Source organism: Mesorhizobium sp. WSM4849 (genome assembly GCF_055811385.1).
On record NZ_JBVVPW010000009.1, the window covers coordinates 96,589 to 116,888 of the forward strand.

Consider the following 20,300-nt stretch of genomic DNA (forward strand, 5'->3'; position numbering starts at 1 on the left):
AAAAAAACTCCGACGAAGTTGGCTTTCAACTTGTCAGGATGGTGCCGGTTGCGGCGATGACAAGGGGAAATCCGGATGACATGATCGCGGCATGGACAATGAACGCATTGCCGAACTTTTCGAAGGCCTCGGCCCGGTCAGCATTCGCAAGATGTTCGGTGGCAAGGGCATCTATTTTGACGGCGTTATCGTCGCCATCGTGGTGCGTGGCGAATTGATGCTGAAGGCCGACGCGGAAAGCGCGCCCGAATTCGAGGCGGCCGGCTGTCGGCAATGGACCTATACGGGGTCGCGGCACGGCAAGCTGGTGTCGATGCCGTACTGGAGCCTTCCCGACAGCGCGTTCGACGATCCGGATGAGATGGCGGTCTGGGCACGCCGGGCCTATGAAGCGGGGCTGCGTGCCGGCAAATAGGCTGCCTCTCCACTGGTCATCAGCTCATGCCAATTTTCTGCGGCTCGGGCACAAGGGCCAGCGCGTCGGCAAAGTCTGCCGCCGTTAAGACCGGCACAAGCCCGGCACTTTCGATCGCGAGCATTGCCGCGGCAACGCCGTCGCGCAGCGCCGCGCGCAGCGTCAGGCCGCGCAGCAGGGCGGCGACCGTTGCGCCCGCCAGCGCATCGGCGCCGCCGTCCGCGACTTTTTTCGGCGGCAGGATCGAGAATGCGCCGGCTTCGTCGAAACCCAGCACCGGACCGTCATCCGCCGTCACCACGCTGCCTTTGAGGCCCGCGCGCCTCAGGCAGTCGATGATATCTCGCTCCGCCGTGTCGATACCGATATCGGCGAGTGCAATGGCCTCGCGCCGGTCCATGAAGACCATCGCCAGGCTGCCAAGCACCGGCGCGAGCCGCACCGCCTTGTCTGGTGAGACGGCGAGGCCGAAGACCGGCTTGCCGGCGGCAAGCGCCACCAGCCGCTCCAGTGCCGTCGACGGCAGGTTGGCGTCGCACAGGACCGCATCGGCGGTGCTGATCGCCTCGCGCACCTTGGCACGGCGGATCTGCTTGGGAAGCGCCAGGTCGTAGAGCGCCATGTCGGCAAGGCCGACGATCAGTGCGCCGTCGCCGTCAATCAGCACCGTGTTGCTCGGCGTCGTGCGATCGAGGAACACCACGGACAGGTCGGCAATGCCGGCCGCAGTGATGGCGCGCGAGACCGTATCGGCCAGAACATCACCGCCGCGCACCGAAAGCAGCGAACCGGAGACGCCGCGGCGCACGGCGCTGCGCAGCGCATTGAAGACGGCACCGCCGACAGCCTCGCGCATCGTGCCGGGATTCGACGCCGCCGGCACGAAAGTGCCCGAAACCTGGCCGCGCCGATCTATATAGGCGCCGCCTACGGCCAGGATTGTCGGCGACTTCATCATGCCGGCGAGATGACCTTTGCTGTTGCCGGGCGGAGACTAGGTCGTCCGGCGGAACCGGGCAACCGGAGGCGCGATTCGGGAGATGCCAGCACGATCCCACGGAGGAAGCGGGAACCATCTTGGGGTGAAAACACGAAACAAAAAAAGAACAAATACAGATATCCTTTGTTGTTCAATCGCTTGTCTCCCCTTGCCAGATGAGAACAAAAAAGGTACAAATTAATAAGGATTACGGATTGTCCGGCCTTCATTGACGACCAAGGGGTGATGTATCATGGCTCAGAATTCTTTGCGGCTTGTAGAGGACAAAGCAGTGGACAAATCAAAGGCTCTGGATGCGGCGCTGTCGCAAATCGAGCGTGCCTTCGGCAAGGGCTCGATCATGCGGCTCGGCGCAAACGAGCAGGTCGTCGAGATCGAAACGGTGCCGACCGGTTCGCTTGGCCTCGACATCGCGCTTGGCGTCGGCGGCCTGCCGCGCGGCCGCATCGTCGAGATCTACGGGCCGGAAAGCTCGGGCAAGACGACGCTGGCGCTGCACACGGTGGCGGAGGCCCAGAAGAAGGGCGGCATCTGCGCCTTCGTCGATGCTGAGCATGCGCTCGACCCGGTCTATGCCCGCAAGCTCGGCGTCGATCTCGAAAACCTGCTGATTTCGCAGCCCGACACTGGCGAGCAGGCGCTGGAGATCTGCGACACGCTGGTGCGTTCCGGCGCCATCGACGTGCTGGTGGTCGATTCGGTCGCGGCGCTGACGCCGCGCGCCGAAATCGAGGGCGAAATGGGCGATTCGCTGCCGGGCCTGCAGGCCCGCCTGATGAGCCAGGCGCTGCGCAAGCTGACCGCCTCGATCTCGCGCTCCAACACCATGGTCATCTTCATCAACCAGATCCGCATGAAGATCGGTGTCATGTTCGGTTCGCCCGAGACCACGACCGGCGGCAACGCGCTGAAATTCTATGCTTCGGTGCGCCTCGACATTCGCCGTATCGGCTCGGTCAAGGACCGCGACGAGGTCGTCGGCAACCAGACCCGCGTCAAGGTGGTCAAGAACAAGCTGGCACCGCCCTTCAAGGTGGTCGAATTCGACATCATGTATGGCGAGGGCGTCTCCAAGACCGGCGAGTTGGTCGACCTCGGCGTCAAGGCCGGCGTGGTCGAGAAGTCGGGCGCCTGGTTCTCCTACAATTCGCAGCGTCTCGGCCAGGGCCGCGAGAATGCAAAACTGTTCCTGCGCGACAATCCCGACACGGCGCGCGAAATCGAGCTGGCACTGAGGCAGAATGCCGGACTTATCGCCGAGAAATTCCTCGAGAATGGTGGTTCCGAAGGCGGAGACGACGGTTTCGAGGACGAAGCGGGCGCGATGTAGGATGCAGGCTGTGCCAGCCAGAATATCCGTTTGAGTTCACGTATCCCGAATTGTGTATCGATGTGTTCATGCCGCCGGCCTTGGGCCGGCGGTTTGCGTTTTTGGCGGTGGCTCTGGCCATTCAGAACAGCCGGCCAAGGCTACGATTTGGAGCAATTCCGTGTTTCTGGACAGGGTGCGGTGCGACCGCTAAAAGGCCATGTCTGTTTTCCGCCGGCAATCGGCGGTTCTCTCGAAAAGGCAGTATTCATGAGTGGCGTCAACGAGATCAGGTCGGCATTTCTCGACTATTTCCGCAAAGAAGGTCACGAGGTCGTGGCGTCGAGCCCCCTGGTGCCGCGCAACGACCCAACGCTGATGTTCACCAACGCCGGCATGGTGCAGTTCAAGAACGTCTTCACCGGGTTTGAAACCCGTCCCTATTCGCGCGCCACGACCTCGCAGAAATGCGTGCGCGCCGGCGGCAAGCACAACGATCTCGACAATGTCGGCTACACTGCCCGTCACCACACCTTCTTCGAGATGCTCGGCAATTTCTCCTTCGGCGATTATTTCAAGGAGCGCGCCATCGAGCTCGCCTGGAACCTGATCACCCGCGAGTTCGGCATCGCCAAGGATAGGCTTCTGGTGACCGTCTACCATACCGACGACGCGGCCGCGGGCTTCTGGAAGAAGATCGCCGGGCTGCCGGAGGACAGGATCATCCGCATCGCCACCAGCGACAATTTCTGGGCGATGGGCGATACCGGTCCCTGCGGTCCGTGCTCGGAAATCTTCTACGACCATGGCGCCGACATTCCGGGCGGCCCGCCCGGCAGCCCGGATGAGGACGGCGACCGTTTCATCGAGATCTGGAACCTCGTCTTCATGCAGTTCGAGCAGGTGACGAAGGCGGAGCGGATCGAACTGCCGCGCCCGTCGATCGATACCGGCATGGGTTTGGAGCGCATCGCCGCCGTCCTGCAGGGCGAGCACGACAATTACGACATCGACCTGTTCAAGGCGCTGATCCGAGCCTCGGAAGAGGCGACCGGCGTCAAGGCGGAAGGCAAGAACCGGGCGAGCCACCGCGTCATTGCCGATCATCTGCGCGCCTCGAGCTTCCTCATCGCTGACGGGGTGCTGCCGTCGAACGAGGGCCGCGGCTACGTACTGCGTCGCATCATGCGCCGCGCCATGCGTCATGCGCAGCTTTTGGGCGCCGGTGATCCGTTGATGTGGCGGCTGGTGCCGGCGCTGGTGCGCGAGATGGGCCAGGCCTATCCCGAACTGGTGCGCGGCCAGCCGCTGATCACTGAGACGCTGAAGCTCGAGGAAACGCGCTTCCGCAAGACGCTGGCGCGCGGCCTCGGCCTGCTTGCCGATGCAACCGAGACGCTGGGCAGCGGCGACCGGCTCGACGGCGAGACGGCGTTCAAGCTCTACGACACCTACGGCTTCCCGCTCGATCTCACCCAGGACGCCCTGCGCCCGCGCGGCGTTTCGGTCGATCTCGACGGCTTCAATGCTGCGATGGAGCGGCAGAAGGCCGAGGCGCGCAAGAGCTGGGCCGGCTCTGGCGACGCGGCCACCGAGACCGTCTGGTTCGCGGTGCGCGAGAAGGCGGGCGCGACCGAGTTTCTGGGCTACGACACCGAGCAAGCGGAAGGCATCGTTCAGGCGCTGGTCAGGAATGGCGTTGCGGTGGAGAGCGCCGTTGCCGGCGAAACTGTCGGCGTCGTCGTCAACCAGACGCCGTTCTATGGCGAGTCCGGCGGCCAGATGGGCGACACCGGCGTGATTTCGGGCGAAGGTTTTGTCATCGAGGTGACCGACACGCAGAAGAAGGGCGACGGCCTGTTCGTGCATTTTGGCAAGGTTACCAATGGCGCCGTCAAGACGGATGAAGCGGTCGAGGTAAAGGTCGACCATATCAGGCGCACGCGGCTGCGCTCCAACCATTCGGCGACCCACCTTGTCCACGAGGCGCTGCGCGAGGTGCTCGGCACCCATGTCGCGCAAAAGGGCTCACTGGTCGCGCCGGAACGGCTGCGCTTCGACTTTTCCCATCCGAAGCCGATCTCGGCCGAGGAACTGGAACGCGTCGAGGCGATGGCCAACGAGATCGTCATGCAGAACAGCCCGGTGACGACGCGGCTGATGAGCGTCGACGACGCGATCGCCGAGGGCGCCATGGCGCTGTTCGGCGAGAAATATGGCGACGAGGTCCGCGTCGTTTCGATGGGCACCGGGGTCACCGGCGACAAGGCCGGCAAGCCCTATTCGGTCGAACTGTGCGGCGGCACCCATGTCGGCGCCACCGGCGATATCGGCCTGGTCCGGCTGGTCTCGGAAGGCGCTGTCGCCGCCGGCGTACGCCGCATCGAGGCGCTGACCGGCGAGGCGGCCAGAAAGCATCTTGACGAGCAGGACAAGCGGCTGAAGGCGGTCGCTGCCACGCTCAAGATTTCGCCGGCCGACGTGCCGGCCCGCGTCGAGGCGCTGCTCGACGAGCGCAAGAAGCTGGAGAAGGAATTGACCGAGGCGCGCAAGAAGCTGGCGCTGGGCGACCGCTCGCCAGCCGGTGCGCCGGCCGAAAATGAGACCATTGCCGGTGTCGGTTTTCTCGGCAAGGCGGTATCGGGCGTCTCGCCAAAGGACTTGAAGCCGTTGGCCGATGCCGGCAAGAAGTCGCTCGGCTCCGGCGTCGTCGTCTTCGTTGGCGCCGGCGAGGACAACAAGGCGAGCGTCGTGGTCGGCGTCACCGACGACCTGACTGGCCGCTTCAGCGCGGTCGATCTGGTCCGCGTGGCGTCCGCGGCATTGGGTGGGCAGGGCGGCGGCGGTCGGCCTGACATGGCCCAGGCCGGCGGCCCGGATGCCTCGAAAGCCGAGAATGCGATCGCTGCGGTGAAGGCAGCACTGGAGGCGGCCTGATCGGTCGCAGGGAAGGCTGGCCAAAGTTGCCTACCTCGCGCAGCGGTTCATTCGGCCTTTTCGGTCTTCGCAAAGCTCTCCCGCCCGGCGATGCGCGTGAACCAGTCCCGAATATCTGGAAATTCGGCCAGCAGCTTTTGCCCCTCAGTGACCTTGACGAAATAGCCGATGATGGGTGCTGCATGCAGGTCGGCGAGCGTCAGTTCCGCTCCCAACAGCCATGGCCCCTCGGCCTTCAGCGATGAGAGTGCCTGTAGTGTCGTTCTCGCCTGCCGAAGCCCATTGGCGATCAAAGCCTCGTCGGGCGCCGTCTTCTCCAGCCGCTCGACGGCGACATCCCAGACCATGGCCCGATAGGCATAGGCGTCGAGCATGCCGATGATCTGGTTCATGGTTGCGCGAGGTCGGGCTTCGACTGGCTGCAACGCCGGTCCGTCGAAAGCCTCGTCGACATAGCAGGCAATCGCGCTGGTCTCGTAGAGGCGGAACCCGTCGTGCTCGAAGGCAGGGATGCGGCCGAACGGGTGATGGTCGAAATACCAGCCCGGAATGCCACCCGCCGCAAAGATGTCGACCGGCACAAGTTCGTAGTCGATGCCTTTTTCCTCGAGCACGAGGCGGACGATTCGCACGTAGACGCTGTAGTCCGCCCCGTAGACGACGGGTTTGGCCATGACGCTCACTACTGCGCCGCGCGTCTTTTCAGACGCGCAAAGGACGCTGTAGCACTTTGATTTTGCGCATGATCTTGTCCGAAAATGATTCCGATTTTCAGGGTCATGCGTCAGGCCATCGCCTTCTGCAGATTTTCGTCGATCTTGTCGAGGAAGCCGGTGGTCGAAAGCCATGGCTGGTCGGGACCGATCAGCAGCGACAGATCCTTGGTCATGAAGCCGGCCTCGACGGTCTGAATGCAAACTTTTTCCAGCGTCTCGGCAAAGCGCTTCAGCTCGGCATTGTCGTCGAGCTTGGCGCGATGGGTGAGGCCCCGGGTCCAGGCGAAGATCGAGGCGATCGAATTGGTCGAGGTTTCCTCGCCCTTCTGATGCTGGCGATAGTGGCGGGTGACGGTGCCGTGCGCGGCCTCCGCCTCCACCGTCTTGCCGTCCGGCGTCATCAGCACCGAGGTCATCAGGCCGAGCGACCCAAAACCTTGCGCCACCGTGTCCGACTGCACGTCGCCATCATAATTCTTGCAGGCCCAGACATAGCCGCCCGACCATTTCAGGCTGGAGGCGACCATGTCGTCGATCAGCCGGTGCTCGTACCAGATCTTTTTCGCCTTGAATTCGGCTTCGAACTCAGCCTCGTAGACTTCCTGGAAAATGTCCTTGAAGCGGCCGTCATAGGCCTTGAGGATGGTGTTCTTGGTCGAGAGGTAGACCGGATAATTGCGCAGCAGGCCGTAATTCAGCGAGGCGCGGGCGAACTCACGGATCGACTCGTCGAGATTGTACATGGCCATGGCGACGCCGGCGGCCGGCGCATCGAACACATCATGCTCGATCACCGTGCCGTCCTCGCCGACGAACTTGATCGTCAGCTTGCCCTTGCCGGGAAAGCGGAAGTCGGTGGCGCGGTACTGGTCGCCGAAGGCATGACGGCCGACGATGATCGGCTTGGTCCAGCCGGGCACCAGCCGCGGCACGTTCTTCATGATGATCGGCTCGCGAAAGATGGTGCCGCCGAGGATGTTGCGGATGGTGCCGTTCGGCGACTTCCACATCTTCTTCAGCTTGAATTCTTCGACGCGCTGCTCGTCGGGCGTGATCGTCGCGCATTTCACGCCGACGCCATGTTTCTTGATGGCGTTGGCCGAATCGATGGTCACCTGATCGTTGGTGGCGTCGCGGTGCTCGACGCCGAGGTCGTAGTATTCAAGTTCGAGGTCGAGATAGGGGTGGATCAGCTTGTCCTTGATGAACTGCCAGATGATGCGGGTCATCTCGTCGCCGTCGAGTTCGACGACCGGGTTCGCCACCTTGATCTTCGCCATGGAAAGAATGCCTCATTGTTGGGGATCGTAACGGCCTTGCCCGCATGGCTTTGGCCGGGGATGCGCCCGTATATCAAAGCATTTTTGGCCGCGCAAACGGCGATCCGCGCCAGCGGGCTCGCCCCTGGCATCGGGCGTTCCTTACCAAAGCTTCATTTTCGCGGCCGGATATGGCAGGGGACGCTGAAATGCCGCAAACAGCAGTTCATTGACACCCATGCAAGCCAGCAACGACATCCCTCCTGCCGCAGGCCCGGCGATCATCCTGGTCGAGCCGCAGCTCGGCGAGAATATCGGCATGGTCGCGCGCGCCATGGCGAACTTCGGCCTTGCCGAACTGCGCCTCGTCAATCCGCGCGACGGCTGGCCGAGCGACAAGGCGCGCGCCGCCGCGAGCCGCGCCGACCATGTCATCGATGCCGCTAGAGTATTCGACGATCTGGCCTCGGCGGTCGCCGACCTGAATTTCGTCTTCGCCACCACGGCGCGCGCGCGCGATAATTTCAAGCCGGTGCGCGGACCGGTCGAGGCGGGCAGGGCGCTGAGAGCGCGCCAGCGATCCGGACAGCGCACCGGCATCCTGTTCGGCCGCGAGCGGTTCGGGCTCTACAATGACGAGGTCGGCCTGGCCGACGAGATCGTCACCTTCCCGGTCGATCCCGCCTTCTCTTCGCTCAACATCGCCCAGGCGGCCCTGCTGATGTCTTATGAATGGATGAAGTCGGGCTTGGAAGATGAGACGAAAACCAATTTTTCCAGCCCCGACATGATGCCGGCGACCAAGGAACAATTGCACGGCCTGTTCGCGTACCTGGAAGGCGCGCTCGAAGCGCGCGGCTATTTCCGCCCGGCGCCGAAGAAGCCGAAGTTGGTCGACAATCTGCGGGCGGTGCTGACGCGCGCCGGCTTCGCCGAGCCGGAGCTCAAGGTGCTGCGCGGCATAATATCATCGCTGGACAGGTTCTCGCCGGCCATGCCGCGCGGCGACGGATCGCCGGGCGATGATCCAAGACGGCTTCCGGCAGCGGCGGCACGCGCCCGCAAGGTGACAGACAAAGAATAGAACCGATCGTGAGAACGGCTGCTTCACCAGTAACTGAATTTTATTCGATATGATCCATCGTCCGGCGAAGGGTGGATCCTCGGATGTTTAACTCAAATATCGGTCGTCTTCGCTTTTTCTTCTATTCCGCGGCCCTGCTGGTTGCGGAAATTGTGACATTTGTGCTTTGCATCGTATCGACCATCGGCATCGAGGGATTGGCCAATTCGAAACCTGGTCCTTCCAGGGAAGGGCTGGCCGCGGCCGTTCTCGTCGCTTCGCTGGTGATCGTGCTGTTCCGCGCGAATTTCGCCCGGCGTCGAAGCCGCGACGCGCAAGGACCCAAATGGATCCTTTGGTCGTACATTGTGTTCTCGGCCCTGTTTGCGATTCTGCAGGCCGGCACTGTTCTTGTCGTGAAATTCGACGGCGAAGATTCGCATTCCGGCCTTAACCTGCTGGGACTCGCTCTCGTCGGGCTCTGGGCGGTCATCTTGGCGGCCAAGCCGGCGGGGGACAGCTTTGCGGATATGGCGTCTTCCCTAAGTTTCGATGATCTCGACCCTCCCAGGCCGTTGCGCGGCGGCCGGGCGCCCCATTCAGAGTCGGCCGCCGGCGTGACGGCCCAGGCTCCGGCGTACGCCATGCGCGCCGCACCGGCGCCGTCGAACCATCCTGCATCTCAACCTGCGTCTCTGCCAAACAGCCGGCCGCGGTCCGGCGGCTTCGGCAAGCGGGGCCTTGTGTGATCATCTCGCCGCATCAAGGCCATGATGGTTGCAGATAGAACCGTGCCAGGTAAAACGCATCATTGGCCTAAGCCTAGGCCAGCCTTCTCTCCCCAGCTCCCTTTCCTGAATGACAATGACCGATCTCTCAAACGCCCGCCCGATCCTGATGTTCGATTCCGGCATCGGCGGCCTGACGGTGCTGCGCGAAGCGCGCGTGCTGATGCCCGACCGCCGATTCGTCTATGTCGCCGACGACGCGGCTTTCCCCTATGGCGCTTGGGAGGAGCCGGCACTGAGGGCGCATATACTGGAACTGTTCGGCAAGCTGCTCGACCGTTTTTCGCCGGCCATTTCGGTCATCGCCTGCAATACCGCCTCGACGCTGGTCATCGATGCGTTGCGCGAAAGATTTCCCGGCCATCCTTTCGTCGGCACGGTGCCGGCGATCAAGCCGGCGGCGGAACGCACGCGCTCCGGGCTGGTTTCGGTGCTGGCGACGCCCGGCACCGTCAAGCGCCAGTATACGCGCGACCTGATCGGCAAATGGGCGCAGAAATGCCATGTCCGGCTCGTTGGCAGCGACAATCTGGCGGGACTGGCCGAGGTCTATATGCGTGAGGGCTTCGTCGATGAAGAGGCCGTGCGTGCCGAAATCGCGCCATGCTTCGTCGCACATGATGAGCTGCGGACCGACATCGTCGTGCTTGCCTGCACCCATTACCCTTTTCTGGCCAACCGCATGCGCAAGACGGCACCTTGGCCGGTCGATTGGCTCGATCCTGCCGAGGCGATCGCGCGACGGGCGCTCTCGCTGCTCGCGGACACCGAGGCCAGGAATGGCGGCGAGGCGTTGCCGGAAGGCGCCGATCTTGCCGTCTTCACCTCAAAGAGGGTTGATTTCCCGACTCGCCGCCTGATGCAGGGGTTTGGGCTGGCGATTTCCTGATATCTGGGAACATCACCCGGACCGGTGCGTTTTTCCCTCATTGCAAGACGGGAGAAACGATCATGCCAGCCACATCAAAGGCCCAGCAGAAAGCCGCCGGCGCGGCATTGTCCGCCAAGCGTGGCGAAACCAAAAAGAGCGAACTCAAAGGCCCTTCGAAGGGAATGTACAAATCCATGAGCGAAAAGCAGCTCGAGGAATTCGCCGAGACCAAGCGTAAGGGCCTGCCCGAGAAGAAATCGAAACACTAGCCCGCCGCGTGTCCGACTGGGCGCACCCCCAATGGGCGGTCGTTTCCGGGTCCACGTTTGACCAACCAGCGGTCAAACACAAAGCCGGTGCTACCAGGCCCGGTGGCCGCGCCGTACCTTGTAGCGGATGACCTTGCGATGACCACGATGCGGCATAACTTGTGATGTTTGTGTCCGCGCCAATGCCTAGCCTGCGCCGGCTCCGGCGCAAATGCCATCGAGCACTGCATTCAACGTCGAGGACCGCCTGCCATCACCAACGCCAGCCGCTGCAAGCTTGACACCAGTTAAATCTCCGTCTAATCAGCCCACCAACACCGGGCCTCAGCGTCCGGTGGTTTCTTTTTATGTGCGCAAGGCGTTTGGAAAGCCGCTCTATTCTTTCCGGAGTCTTGTCTAGAATGACGTGTCCCGTGGGTCTTCCGCCGCGTTGCGTGGGAAAACCCTGTCAGGTCTCGAAAACGGGGGCCAGAGGAGGGCGCGTTTCCTTCACCCGGACCATGAGGTTCCGGGTCTGTTGTTTTGAAAGGGAATGCGATGAGCAAGCGCGAATCCGCGAAATACAAGATCGACCGCCGTCTCGGCGAAAACATCTGGGGCCGCCCGAAATCCCCGGTCAACAAGCGCGAATACGGTCCCGGCCAGCACGGCCAGCGCCGCAAGGGCAAGCTTTCCGATTTCGGCCTGCAGCTGCGTGCCAAGCAGAAGCTGAAGGGTCACTACGGCGACGTTTCGGAAAAGCAGTTCCGCAAGGTCTATGAAGAGGCGGACCGCCGCAAGGGCGACACCTCGGAGAACCTGATCGGCCTGCTCGAATCGCGTCTCGACGCGGTCGTCTACCGCGCCAAGTTCGTGCCGACCATTTTTGCCGCTCGCCAGTTCGTCAATCACGGCCACATCAATGTCAACGGCAAGCGCGTCAACATCGGCTCATACCGCTGCAAGCCGGGCGACGTCATCGAAGTGCGCGAAAAGTCGAAGCAGCTGGTGATCGTCCTGGAATCGGTAGGCTTGGCCGAGCGCGACGTGCCTGATTACATCGAGGTCGATCATAACAAGATGACCGCGACCTTCGGGCGCATCCCCGGCCTGTCAGATGTTCCCTTCGCCGTGCAGATGGAACCGAACCTGGTCGTGGAATTCTATTCGCGCTGATCGATTTTCTTCATCTGCGACATCATCGAAGGCCGCCCTCGAGGCGGCCTTTTCTTTGGGGTTCTGAAAATCGATTTCGATTTTCGGGCCGATGCGCTACTCCGGGCAGCAACAAGGACTTTTGGGGCCGCCGCGCCATGAACATGCTGCCAGAAACAATCGAACCGATCGCTGATGCCGCAGGCGGCTTTCATCCGCTGTTTGCCGATGTGCCGTCCTCCGTCGAATTCAACAAGCTGCGCAAGCGGCTGCTGCGTCACGCCCGTCAGGCGATCGACGATTTTTCGATGGTCAGGCCCGGCGATCGCTGGCTGGTCGCCTTGTCTGGCGGCAAGGATTCCTACGGCCTGCTCGCTGTGCTGCTCGACCTCAAATGGCGCGGGCTGCTGCCGGTCGACCTGTTGGCCTGCAATCTCGACCAGGGCCAGCCGAACTTTCCGAAACACATTCTGCCCGATTATCTCAACGCATACGCCATTGCGCACCGCATCGAATATCAGGACACCTATTCGGTGGTGACCGACAAGCTTCCCGAGGGCAGCACCTACTGTTCGCTGTGCTCGCGGCTCAGGCGCGGCCATCTCTACCGCATCGCACGGGAGGAGGGCTGCTCGGCATTGGTGCTCGGCCACCACCGCGAAGACATTCTCGAAACCTTTTTCATGAACCTGTTCCATGGCGGGCGCCTCGCCGCCATGCCGCCAAAACTGCTCAACGACGACGGCGACGTCATGGTGCTACGGCCGCTCGCCTATTGCGCCGAGGCCGATCTCGAAAAATTCGCCGGCGCCATGAAGTTCCCGATCATCCCGTGCGATCTGTGCGGCAGCCAGGACGGCCTGCAGCGCAATGCGATGAAGGCGATGCTCGACGACTTGGAAAAGCGCATGCCCGGCCGCAAGGACACGATGATCCACGCCATGACCAACGTGCGGCCCTCGCATCTGCTCGATCGCAAACTCTTCGATTTCGCCGCACTCAATGAAACCCTGACACGGCAAGACATCCCCAATGACATTTGACGATACCGCGATCGACTGGCTCGCCAAGCTTCTATCCGACGCCGCCATTGCCGAGATCATGCCGCGCTTTCGCCGGCTGGATGAGGGCGACATCCGCCAGAAGACCTCGGCAGCCGATCTGGTGACGGAGGCCGATGTGAGTGCCGAGCGGCTCATCACCGTCAGGCTGCGTGAGCGCTACCCCCAGGCGATGATCGTCGGCGAGGAAGCCTGTTCCGACGACCCGGCGCTGCTCCAGGGCCTCGGCGAAGCCGATCTCGCCTTCGTTATCGATCCCGTCGACGGCACTTTCAATTTCGCCTCAGGCGTGCCGCTGTTCGGCGTCATGCTGGGCGTCGTGGTGAAGGGCGAGACCGTCGCCGGCATCATTCACGATCCCATCGGCAAGGACTGGCTGATCGGCGCCAGGGGTGCTGGCAGCCACATACGGCATGCGCATGGCACTTTGGAGAAGGTGCATGTCGCCGAGCCTGCGCCGATCTCGCAAATGACCGGCGCGGTTTCCTGGCAATATATGCCCGAGCCGGAACGGTCACGACTGGCGCGCAACCAGACGAAGTCCTTGTCGCAATTCGGCTATCGCTGCGCGGCACACGAATACCGCCTGCTGGCGAGCGGCCACGCCCACTTTGTCGTCTACAACAAGCTGATGCCGTGGGATCATCTGGCTGGTGTGCTGATCCATGCCGAGGCAGGTGGTTACGCGGCGCGTTTCGACGGCAGCACCTATCGGCCTTCGCATGTCGGCGGTGGCCTTCTTGTCGCACCGGACGAAGCAAGCTGGCGCGAACTGCGCCGGGAACTCTGGGCGGAATAGGCCGTGCGGGATAGATCCGGTCCCAAACGCAAGCCGATCATGTTCACCATCGACGCGGCCTACACGCAGAAGAGCCTTGAAACGTCGTGCTAGGCGGCCTTCAATTCGATGCGCAAGGTGAAGAAGCTCGCCGGCGCCGAGCTGATGTATTCGCACGACATGGATAACTTCAAACCTATCGGACCGGCACGCAATTCTACGGCTGACCGCCGCCAATGCGGAGACAAAGACCATGCGCTATTTCGAACACGCCGAACCGGTCATCACGCTCACCGCCGGGCCGGTGAACGGCTATGCCGACGTGCTACGCGGCCTCGGCCGCACCGTGCTCTACGACTACGACCCGGCGTTCCAGCTCTTTTACGAGGCGGTGGTCGACAAGGCGCAGAAGGCAATGCGGCTGTCGAACAAGCCGGTCATTCTCCATGGCGAGCCGGTCCTTGGCCTGGAGGCCGCCGCAGCCTCGCTTATCACGCCCGACGACGTCGTGCTCAACCTTGTCTCGGGAGTCTATGGCAAGGGATTTGGCTATTGGGCGAAGCGCTATTCGCCGCATCTGCTCGAAATCGAGGTGCCCTATAATGAAGCGATCGACCCGCAGGCGGTTGCGGCAATGCTGGAAGCGCATCCGGAAATCACCATCGTTTCCGTCTGCCACCACGACACGCCGTCGGGCACCATCAACCCGATCGACGCCATCGGCGCGCTGGTTTCGCATGGCGCCTATCTGATCGTCGACGCCGTTTCGTCCTTCGGCGGCATGAAAACGCATCCTGAGGACTGCAAGGCCGACATCTATGTCACCGGCCCGAACAAATGCCTCGGCGCACCTCCCGGCCTGACGATGATGGGCGTCAGCGAGCGCGCCTGGGCCAAGATGAAGGCAAATCCACTGGCGCCACGCGCGTCGATGCTCAGCATCGTCGACTGGGAGCATGCTTGGTCGAAGGACAAGCCGTTTCCATTCACGCCGTCCGTGGCGGAGATGAACGGGCTCGACGTCGCGCTCGACCTCTATCTCAACGAGGGCCCGGCGGCGGTGTGGGCGCGCCACGCGCTCACCGCCAAGGCCATGCGCGCCGGCGTCGTCGCCATGGGTCTTTCGATCTGGGCCGCCAGCGACAATATCGCATCGCCGATCACGACCGCCGTCCGGACGCCCGAAGGCATCGATGAGAAGGCGCTTCGGCAGGCCGCGCGCGCCCGCTACGGCGTGGTGTTCTCGTCGGGCCGCGGCGAAACATTGGGCAAGCTGACACGCATCGGCCATATGGGCCCGACCGCCCAGCCGATCTATGCGATCGCGGCGCTGGCGGCACTTGGCGGCGCGATGAACGCTTTGGGCCAGGAACTCACGGTCGGCAAAGGCATCGACGCGGCGCTCGCCGTTATCGACGCTGATGTCTGAAGGGATTCATGCGACGCGCTGATACTCGATGAAGGCTTTCGTCGAAAATTCGATTACATTTGTCCGCGCGAAACCGGAGACCCGAGATGAAATCTCGGTTCGCAATTGTCGCACTGGTCCTTGCCCTTGCCTTGGTTGCCGGTCCGAACGCGGCAAGATCGCAGGAACGCGCATGTCGCAGTCCCGATCCCGTCGACACCATAAACGAGATGTTGTCCGCGATCGTCGCCTGCTGGGAGCCGCCGCCCGGAACCGCGGGCATGACCCTGACGCTGCAGTTCTCAATTCGCCGAAACGGAACACTTATCGGCAAGCCTCGCGCCAGCTTCTCCCGTCTAGGGAATGATGACACCCTTAACCGGGCCTTCGTGGCTTCCGTCCTCGAGGCTCTCGATAAGGCCCTGCCACTGCCCGTTTCGGACAGCATGGGTGGAGCGATCGCAGGGCGTACGCTGTTCCCTCGCTTCACAGCAGCGAGTGGGGGTGCATCCTAAAGCGCGTCCGGCAATGTGCATTAAACCGGCGGGTTCTGCGGCTGGAAGAACTTGCCGCGCTCGGCGATCAGCACCATCACCAATGCGCCAAGCGAAACGCTGCAGAATCCGGCGGCCAAGGGCGTCACCGTGCCGTTGAAGGCTTGGCCGATCAGCGTGCCGAGCAGGCCACCGAGGAAGGTTTGCATGAAACCCAGAATGGACGATGCCGTGCCGGCCAACTGGCCGAGCGGCTCCATGGCGAGCGCGTTGAAATTCGCGCCGAGTGCGCCAAACGGGACCATCGCACAGGCAAAGAAGGTGATGAAAAGCCAGAGCGGCATCTTCATTTGGATGGAAACGATCAGCCAGGCGAGGCTGATGGCCAGAAACAAGAGCAGCGCGCTCTGCGACAGGCGGCGCATGCCGATGCGGCCGACAAGGCGCGAATTCAGATAGTTCGAAAAGGCGAGCACGCCGGCGATCCCTGCGAAAATCACCGGGAACATCTCGCCGACGCCGAAGACGCCGACATAGATCTGCTGCGCCGAGTTGATGAAGCCGAACATCGCGCCGAAGGCAAAAGTGCTGGCGAAGGCATAGCAAAGTGCCATGCGATTGGTCAGCACGATGCGAAAGCCGCCGATGATGGATTCGGCCGTCAGCGGTCTGCGATATTCGGGACGCAGCGTTTCGGGCAAGCGCAGCAGCGCCCACGCCGACACGATCAGGGCCCCGGCCGCCATGGTGATGAAGATCACGTGCCAGGTCGCGAACAGCATGATGAACTGGCCGATGCCGGGAGCAACGACCGGAATTGCCATGAACACCATGAAGATCAGCGACATGACTTCTGCCATGCGTCGGCCGTCGAACGTGTCGCGTACGATTGAGACGGCGATGACGCGTGTGGCCGCGGCGCCGATGCCTTGCACCAGCCTGCACAGAAGAAGAATAGCGAATGACGGAGCGATTGCCGCCGCAGCCGCCGCCGCGACATAGATCACCAATCCGACGACGAGTGGAGCACGGCGTCCGAAGCGGTCCGAGATCGGCCCGAAGAAGAGCTGCCCGCCGCCAAAGCCCAGAATATAGGCGGCAATCACGTACTGACGGTGGTTTTCATTTTCCACGCCCAGCGAGGCGCCGATCTGCTGCAGCGCCGGCAGCATGATGTCGATGGCCAGCGAGTTGAGCGCCATCAACGCAGCGCAAAGCGCGATGAATTCCCAGCGCGGAATAGGCAAGGTGCTTGCCTCCGGCGCTTGTGCATGCTGATCCACGGCAAAGTCCGATCTTCAAACGAAAAGCGCCGGCGCACCAGCGCATTCATTCGTCTTAGGCCCCAATACGGGGGAGGTACTCAGTCTGCCGAGGTGGGGGCTGGCCCGGCGTTTAGCGCATGACCCCGAAATCGGGATCGATTTCGCTGGGGATCAAGCGCAAACAAAATTCAGGCGGCGCCTTTGACGCCCACGCCCTTTTCGACGAGGAACGTCTGAAGTTCGCCTGCCTGGAACATCTCGCGGATGATGTCGCAGCCGCCAACGAATTCACCCTTGACGTAGAGTTGAGGGATCGTCGGCCAGTTGGAATATTCCTTGATACCTTGCCGTAGCTCGGCCGAGGTCAGCACGTCGACGCCCTTGTAGTCGGCCCCGATGTAGTCGAGGATCTGCACGACCTGGCCGGAAAACCCGCATTGCGGGAAACCGGGCGTGCCCTTCATGAAAAGGACGACGTCGTTGCCCTTCACTTCGCTGTCGATGTAGTCGTTGATACCGCTCATAGAGAATCCTTTCATGCCCGCGGGAGTCGGGCTCGAAACATACCTTTCAAATAAACCCATAGGTTGCCTGAAACAAGACGTTTGCCGCATCGTCACGCAAATGGCGCAAAGGATGGCTTGATATTGGGCCAAGAGCATCGGCCAGCTATTTTCCCAAGGAAGCGATAAAAGGCGAGATGGCGCGGCAATCCTGACTGGTATTGTGCTCGTTACGCTGGCCTTGATCTGGTGGCTCCGGCAATCGTGATCTGGTGCTCGCAAGTCAGTCTCGGCAGCTTTGCTCGCCTGTTCCGTGATGCGCTGCATTGCCCCAACGCGCTTTTCTTCGACGGAGTGGTCTCGGCGCTGTCGAATGGCGAGAGATCGATCGTCGGCGAAAAATATCCGGCAGGGCCGATGATTGCCGTCTCGCGAAAAAGTAACGAGGGGTTGGACGCCGAAGCTCAGTCCGGCACACTGGTCTGCAAAGCGAGCGCGTGCAGCACGCCGCCCATATTGCCCTTCAGCGCGTCATAGACCATCTGATGCTGCTGGACGCGGCTTTTGCCGCGAAAGCTTTCGGCCACCACCTCGGCCGCATAATGGTCGCCGTCACCGGCCAGGTCGCGGATCGTCACCTTGGCGTCCGGAATGCCTTCCTTGATCAGCCGTTCGATGTCGTGCGCGTCCATTGCCATGCGAGGATTCCTTGTTCAGGTCGTGATCTTATAAATATGATCGAAATGGCGGATGAACCACACCCAAACGACCCCACTCGATCATATCACGGGTCCACGACCTCATTTGCCATGAAGCGAGGAAACCAGGATTCATGGGCAGCGGTCAATTCGCTGACAGGGATCGCCCGTGCCTCGCCGAGTTTCAGGTCATTGCCGCCGGTCGAGCCGATCCACGGCGCAAAGATGCCGAGCTCACTTTGCTGTTCGCGAATTGCATCCCATTCGTCGCTCTGCGGATCGATCGACAGCGTCAAGAGATAGCGGCCCTGATCCTCGCCGAACCAGACCGGGATCGGATCGGTCCCGACCAGGCCGGGGACGGTCGCGCCGATGCCGGACGCCATCGCCATCTCGGCCAGCGCGACGGCAATGCCACCATCGGAAACGTCATGCGCTGATGTAACGACGCCTGAGGCGATCAGGGCGCGTACATGGTCGCCGACGCGCTTTTCATGGTCGAGGTCGACCGGCGGCGGCGGGCCGTCGGTGCGGCCATGAATGTCGCGCATGTAGGCCGACTGGGCGAGATGCGTTCCCCACATGGACGGCGCGCCGACAAGCAGGATCATCTGGCTCTCGGCGGCAAAGCCGATCCGCGCCATCTTCGACCAGTCGGCGATCAGTCCGACGCCGCCGATGGTCGGCGTCGGCAAAATGCCTCGTCCGTTGGTTTCGTTGTAGAGCGAGACATTGCCGGAGACGATCGGGAAGCCGAGCGCACGGCAAGCGTCGCCAATGCCTTTCACGGCGCCGACCAGCTGGCCCATGATCTCGGGCCGTTCCGGGTTGCCGAAATTGAGATTGTCGGTGGCGGCGAGCGGCAGGGCGCCGGTGGCGGTAAGATTGCGCCAGCACTCGGCCACCGCCTGCTTGCCGCCCTCGTAAGGGTCGGCCTCGCAATAGCGCGGCGTCACGTCGGAGGAGAAGGCGAGCGCTTTGGTCGGATGACCTTCGACGCGCACCACGCCGGCATCGCCGCCCGGAAGCTGCAGCGAATTGCCCTGGATCAGCGTGTCGTACTGCTCCCATACCCAGCGGCGCGATGACAGGTCGGGTCCGCCGAGCAGTTTCAGCAGCGCCTCGGCGACGTCGGCTTGTGGTGCATCGCTGGCAGCCAGGGGCACCGGCTTCTTCGGTTCGGCCCAGGGACGGTCATATTCCGGCGCCTGGTCGCCAAGGTCCTTGATCGGCAGGTTGGCGACCTCGTCGCCCTGGTGCAGCACGCGAAAGCGCAGATCGTCGGTGGTCTTGCCGACAATGGCGAAGTCGAGGCCCCATTTGTGGAAGATCGCCTCGGCTTCCTTTTCCTTTTCGGGGCGCAGCACCATCAGCATGCGCTCCTGGCTCTCCGACAGCATCATCTCATAGGCGCTCATGCGCTCCTCGCGCACCGGCACCTTGTCGAGGTCGAGCTCGATGCCGAGGTCGCCCTTGGCGCCCATCTCGACCGCCGAGCAGGTGAGACCGGCGGCACCCATGTCCTGGATGGCGATGACGGCGCCGGACGCCATCAGTTCGAGGCAGGCTTCGAGCAGGCATTTTTCGGTGAAGGGATCGCCGACCTGAACGGTGGGCCGCTTCTCGTCGATCTTGTCGTCGAACTCGGCCGAGGCCATGGTGGCGCCGCCGACACCGTCGCGGCCGGTCTTGGCGCCGAGATAGACGACCGGCAAGCCGACGCCCTTGGCTTCCGACAGGAAGATGGCATCGGTCTTGGCAAGCCCCGCCGCGAAGGCGTTGACCAGGATGTTGCCATTATAGCGCGCGTCGAAATTGACCTCACCGCCGACCGTCGGCACGCCGAAGGAATTGCCGTAGCCGCCAACGCCGGCAACGACGCCGGCGACGAGGTGCCTGGTCTTGGGATGATCCGGCGCACCGAAGCGCAGCGCGTTCATTGCTGCGATCGGCCGCGCGCCCATGGTGAAGACGTCGCGCAGGATGCCGCCAACGCCTGTCGCCGCACCCTGATAGGGCTCGATGTAGGAGGGGTGGTTATGGCTTTCCATCTTGAAGACGACGCAGTCGCCGTCGCCGATATCGACCACGCCGGCATTCTCGCCCGGCCCCTGGATGACCTGCGGCCCGGTGGTCGGCAGCGTGCGCAGCCACTTTTTCGAGGATTTGTAGGAGCAGTGCTCGTTCCACATCGCCGAGAAGATGCCGAGCTCGGTAAAGCTCGGCTCTCGCCCGACCAGGTCGAGGATGCGCTGATACTCGTCGGGCTTCAGCCCGTGCGCGGCAATGAGTTCCGGAGTGATCGGCACGGAATTGGAAATGGTCATGGTCG

At 62.5% G+C, this 20,300-nt stretch carries 19 protein-coding genes; 12 read left to right on the top strand and 7 right to left on the bottom strand.

The genetic code is table 11. The features are described from left to right. Positions 1-91: 91 nt before the first annotated feature. Entirely contained in the window at positions 92-415 is a 324-nt protein-coding gene (locus tag AC0L3L_RS12045) for a TfoX/Sxy family protein (RefSeq protein WP_473637708.1), read from the top strand. A gap of 19 nt (positions 416-434) precedes the next feature. On the opposite strand, the gene AC0L3L_RS12050 is transcribed toward AC0L3L_RS12045, so the two are convergent. Next, positions 435-1,373, bottom strand: a complete 939-nt coding sequence (locus tag AC0L3L_RS12050; protein ID WP_473637709.1) for a carbohydrate kinase family protein — start codon at positions 1,371-1,373, stop codon at positions 435-437. 274 nt (positions 1,374-1,647) lie between these two features. On the opposite strand from AC0L3L_RS12050, the gene recA reads away from it, so the two are divergent. After that, positions 1,648-2,745, top strand: a complete 1,098-nt coding sequence (recA, locus tag AC0L3L_RS12055) for a recombinase RecA (RefSeq protein WP_008875470.1) — start codon at positions 1,648-1,650, stop codon at positions 2,743-2,745. 249 nt (positions 2,746-2,994) lie between these two features. Further along, positions 2,995-5,661 carry an alanine--tRNA ligase gene (gene alaS / locus AC0L3L_RS12060; protein WP_473637710.1) on the top strand — a complete coding sequence of 889 codons (2,667 nt, stop codon included), beginning with the start codon at positions 2,995-2,997 and terminating at the stop codon, positions 5,659-5,661. Between the two features lie 47 nt (positions 5,662-5,708). On the opposite strand, the gene AC0L3L_RS12065 is transcribed toward alaS, so the two are convergent. Continuing rightward, on the bottom strand, positions 5,709-6,335 hold the full coding sequence (locus AC0L3L_RS12065) for a glutathione S-transferase family protein (RefSeq protein WP_473637711.1): 627 nt from the start codon (positions 6,333-6,335) through the stop codon (positions 5,709-5,711). Positions 6,336-6,445: 110 nt separating this feature from the next. After that, the gene (locus AC0L3L_RS12070) at positions 6,446-7,657 is read right to left on the bottom strand and encodes an NADP-dependent isocitrate dehydrogenase (RefSeq protein WP_473637712.1); all 1,212 of its coding nucleotides are present in this window, start codon (positions 7,655-7,657) and stop codon (positions 6,446-6,448) included. Between the two features lie 217 nt (positions 7,658-7,874). Here AC0L3L_RS12070 and AC0L3L_RS12075 point away from each other — a divergent pair, with 217 nt between their 5' ends. The 9 genes from AC0L3L_RS12075 to AC0L3L_RS12115 all read left to right on the top strand — a co-directional run bounded on the left by AC0L3L_RS12075 (position 7,875) and on the right by AC0L3L_RS12115 (position 15,523). Beyond that, positions 7,875-8,720 carry an RNA methyltransferase gene (locus tag AC0L3L_RS12075; protein ID WP_473637713.1) on the top strand — a complete coding sequence of 282 codons (846 nt, stop codon included), beginning with the start codon at positions 7,875-7,877 and terminating at the stop codon, positions 8,718-8,720. A 71-nt stretch (positions 8,721-8,791) separates the two neighbouring features. Next, positions 8,792-9,448 carry a hypothetical protein gene (locus AC0L3L_RS12080; protein WP_473637714.1) on the top strand — a complete coding sequence of 219 codons (657 nt, stop codon included), beginning with the start codon at positions 8,792-8,794 and terminating at the stop codon, positions 9,446-9,448. Between the two features lie 115 nt (positions 9,449-9,563). Continuing rightward, a complete protein-coding gene (murI, locus tag AC0L3L_RS12085) occupies positions 9,564-10,376 on the top strand; it encodes a glutamate racemase (RefSeq protein WP_473637715.1) in 813 nt (270 codons plus the stop codon). Positions 10,377-10,438: 62 nt separating this feature from the next. Further along, the gene (locus tag AC0L3L_RS12090; protein ID WP_095490797.1) at positions 10,439-10,627 is read left to right on the top strand and encodes a DUF3008 family protein; all 189 of its coding nucleotides are present in this window, start codon (positions 10,439-10,441) and stop codon (positions 10,625-10,627) included. Positions 10,628-11,164: 537 nt separating this feature from the next. Beyond that, the gene (gene rpsD / locus AC0L3L_RS12095; protein ID WP_029353615.1) at positions 11,165-11,782 is read left to right on the top strand and encodes a 30S ribosomal protein S4; all 618 of its coding nucleotides are present in this window, start codon (positions 11,165-11,167) and stop codon (positions 11,780-11,782) included. Positions 11,783-11,919: 137 nt separating this feature from the next. After that, positions 11,920-12,804, top strand: coding sequence for a tRNA 2-thiocytidine(32) synthetase TtcA (ttcA, locus tag AC0L3L_RS12100; RefSeq protein ID WP_473528271.1), 885 nt, complete (start codon positions 11,920-11,922; stop codon positions 12,802-12,804). Beyond that, complete coding sequence (locus AC0L3L_RS12105) at positions 12,794-13,621, top strand: inositol monophosphatase family protein (protein WP_077371560.1); 828 nt, start codon at positions 12,794-12,796, stop codon at positions 13,619-13,621. The genes ttcA and AC0L3L_RS12105 overlap by 11 nt, the downstream gene beginning before the upstream one ends. Positions 13,622-13,853: 232 nt before the next feature. Beyond that, a complete protein-coding gene (gene ppaT / locus AC0L3L_RS12110) occupies positions 13,854-15,029 on the top strand; it encodes a pyridoxamine--pyruvate transaminase (protein WP_473637716.1) in 1,176 nt (391 codons plus the stop codon). Positions 15,030-15,115: 86 nt separating this feature from the next. Further along, on the top strand, positions 15,116-15,523 hold the full coding sequence (locus AC0L3L_RS12115; protein WP_473637717.1) for a hypothetical protein: 408 nt from the start codon (positions 15,116-15,118) through the stop codon (positions 15,521-15,523). Between the two features lie 20 nt (positions 15,524-15,543). Here the strand turns inward: AC0L3L_RS12115 and AC0L3L_RS12120 are convergent, their stop codons facing one another. The 4 genes from AC0L3L_RS12120 to purL all read right to left on the bottom strand — a co-directional run bounded on the left by AC0L3L_RS12120 (position 15,544) and on the right by purL (position 20,295). Next, a complete protein-coding gene (locus tag AC0L3L_RS12120) occupies positions 15,544-16,785 on the bottom strand; it encodes a multidrug effflux MFS transporter (RefSeq protein ID WP_473637718.1) in 1,242 nt (413 codons plus the stop codon). 170 nt (positions 16,786-16,955) lie between these two features. Further along, on the bottom strand, positions 16,956-17,291 hold the full coding sequence (gene grxD, locus AC0L3L_RS12125) for a Grx4 family monothiol glutaredoxin (RefSeq protein ID WP_258117612.1): 336 nt from the start codon (positions 17,289-17,291) through the stop codon (positions 16,956-16,958). Between the two features lie 443 nt (positions 17,292-17,734). Then, positions 17,735-17,968 carry a BolA/IbaG family iron-sulfur metabolism protein gene (locus AC0L3L_RS12130; RefSeq protein WP_023674714.1) on the bottom strand — a complete coding sequence of 78 codons (234 nt, stop codon included), beginning with the start codon at positions 17,966-17,968 and terminating at the stop codon, positions 17,735-17,737. Between the two features lie 86 nt (positions 17,969-18,054). Then, positions 18,055-20,295, bottom strand: a complete 2,241-nt coding sequence (gene purL / locus AC0L3L_RS12135; RefSeq protein WP_473637719.1) for a phosphoribosylformylglycinamidine synthase subunit PurL — start codon at positions 20,293-20,295, stop codon at positions 18,055-18,057. Between the last annotated feature and the right edge of the window lie 5 nt (positions 20,296-20,300).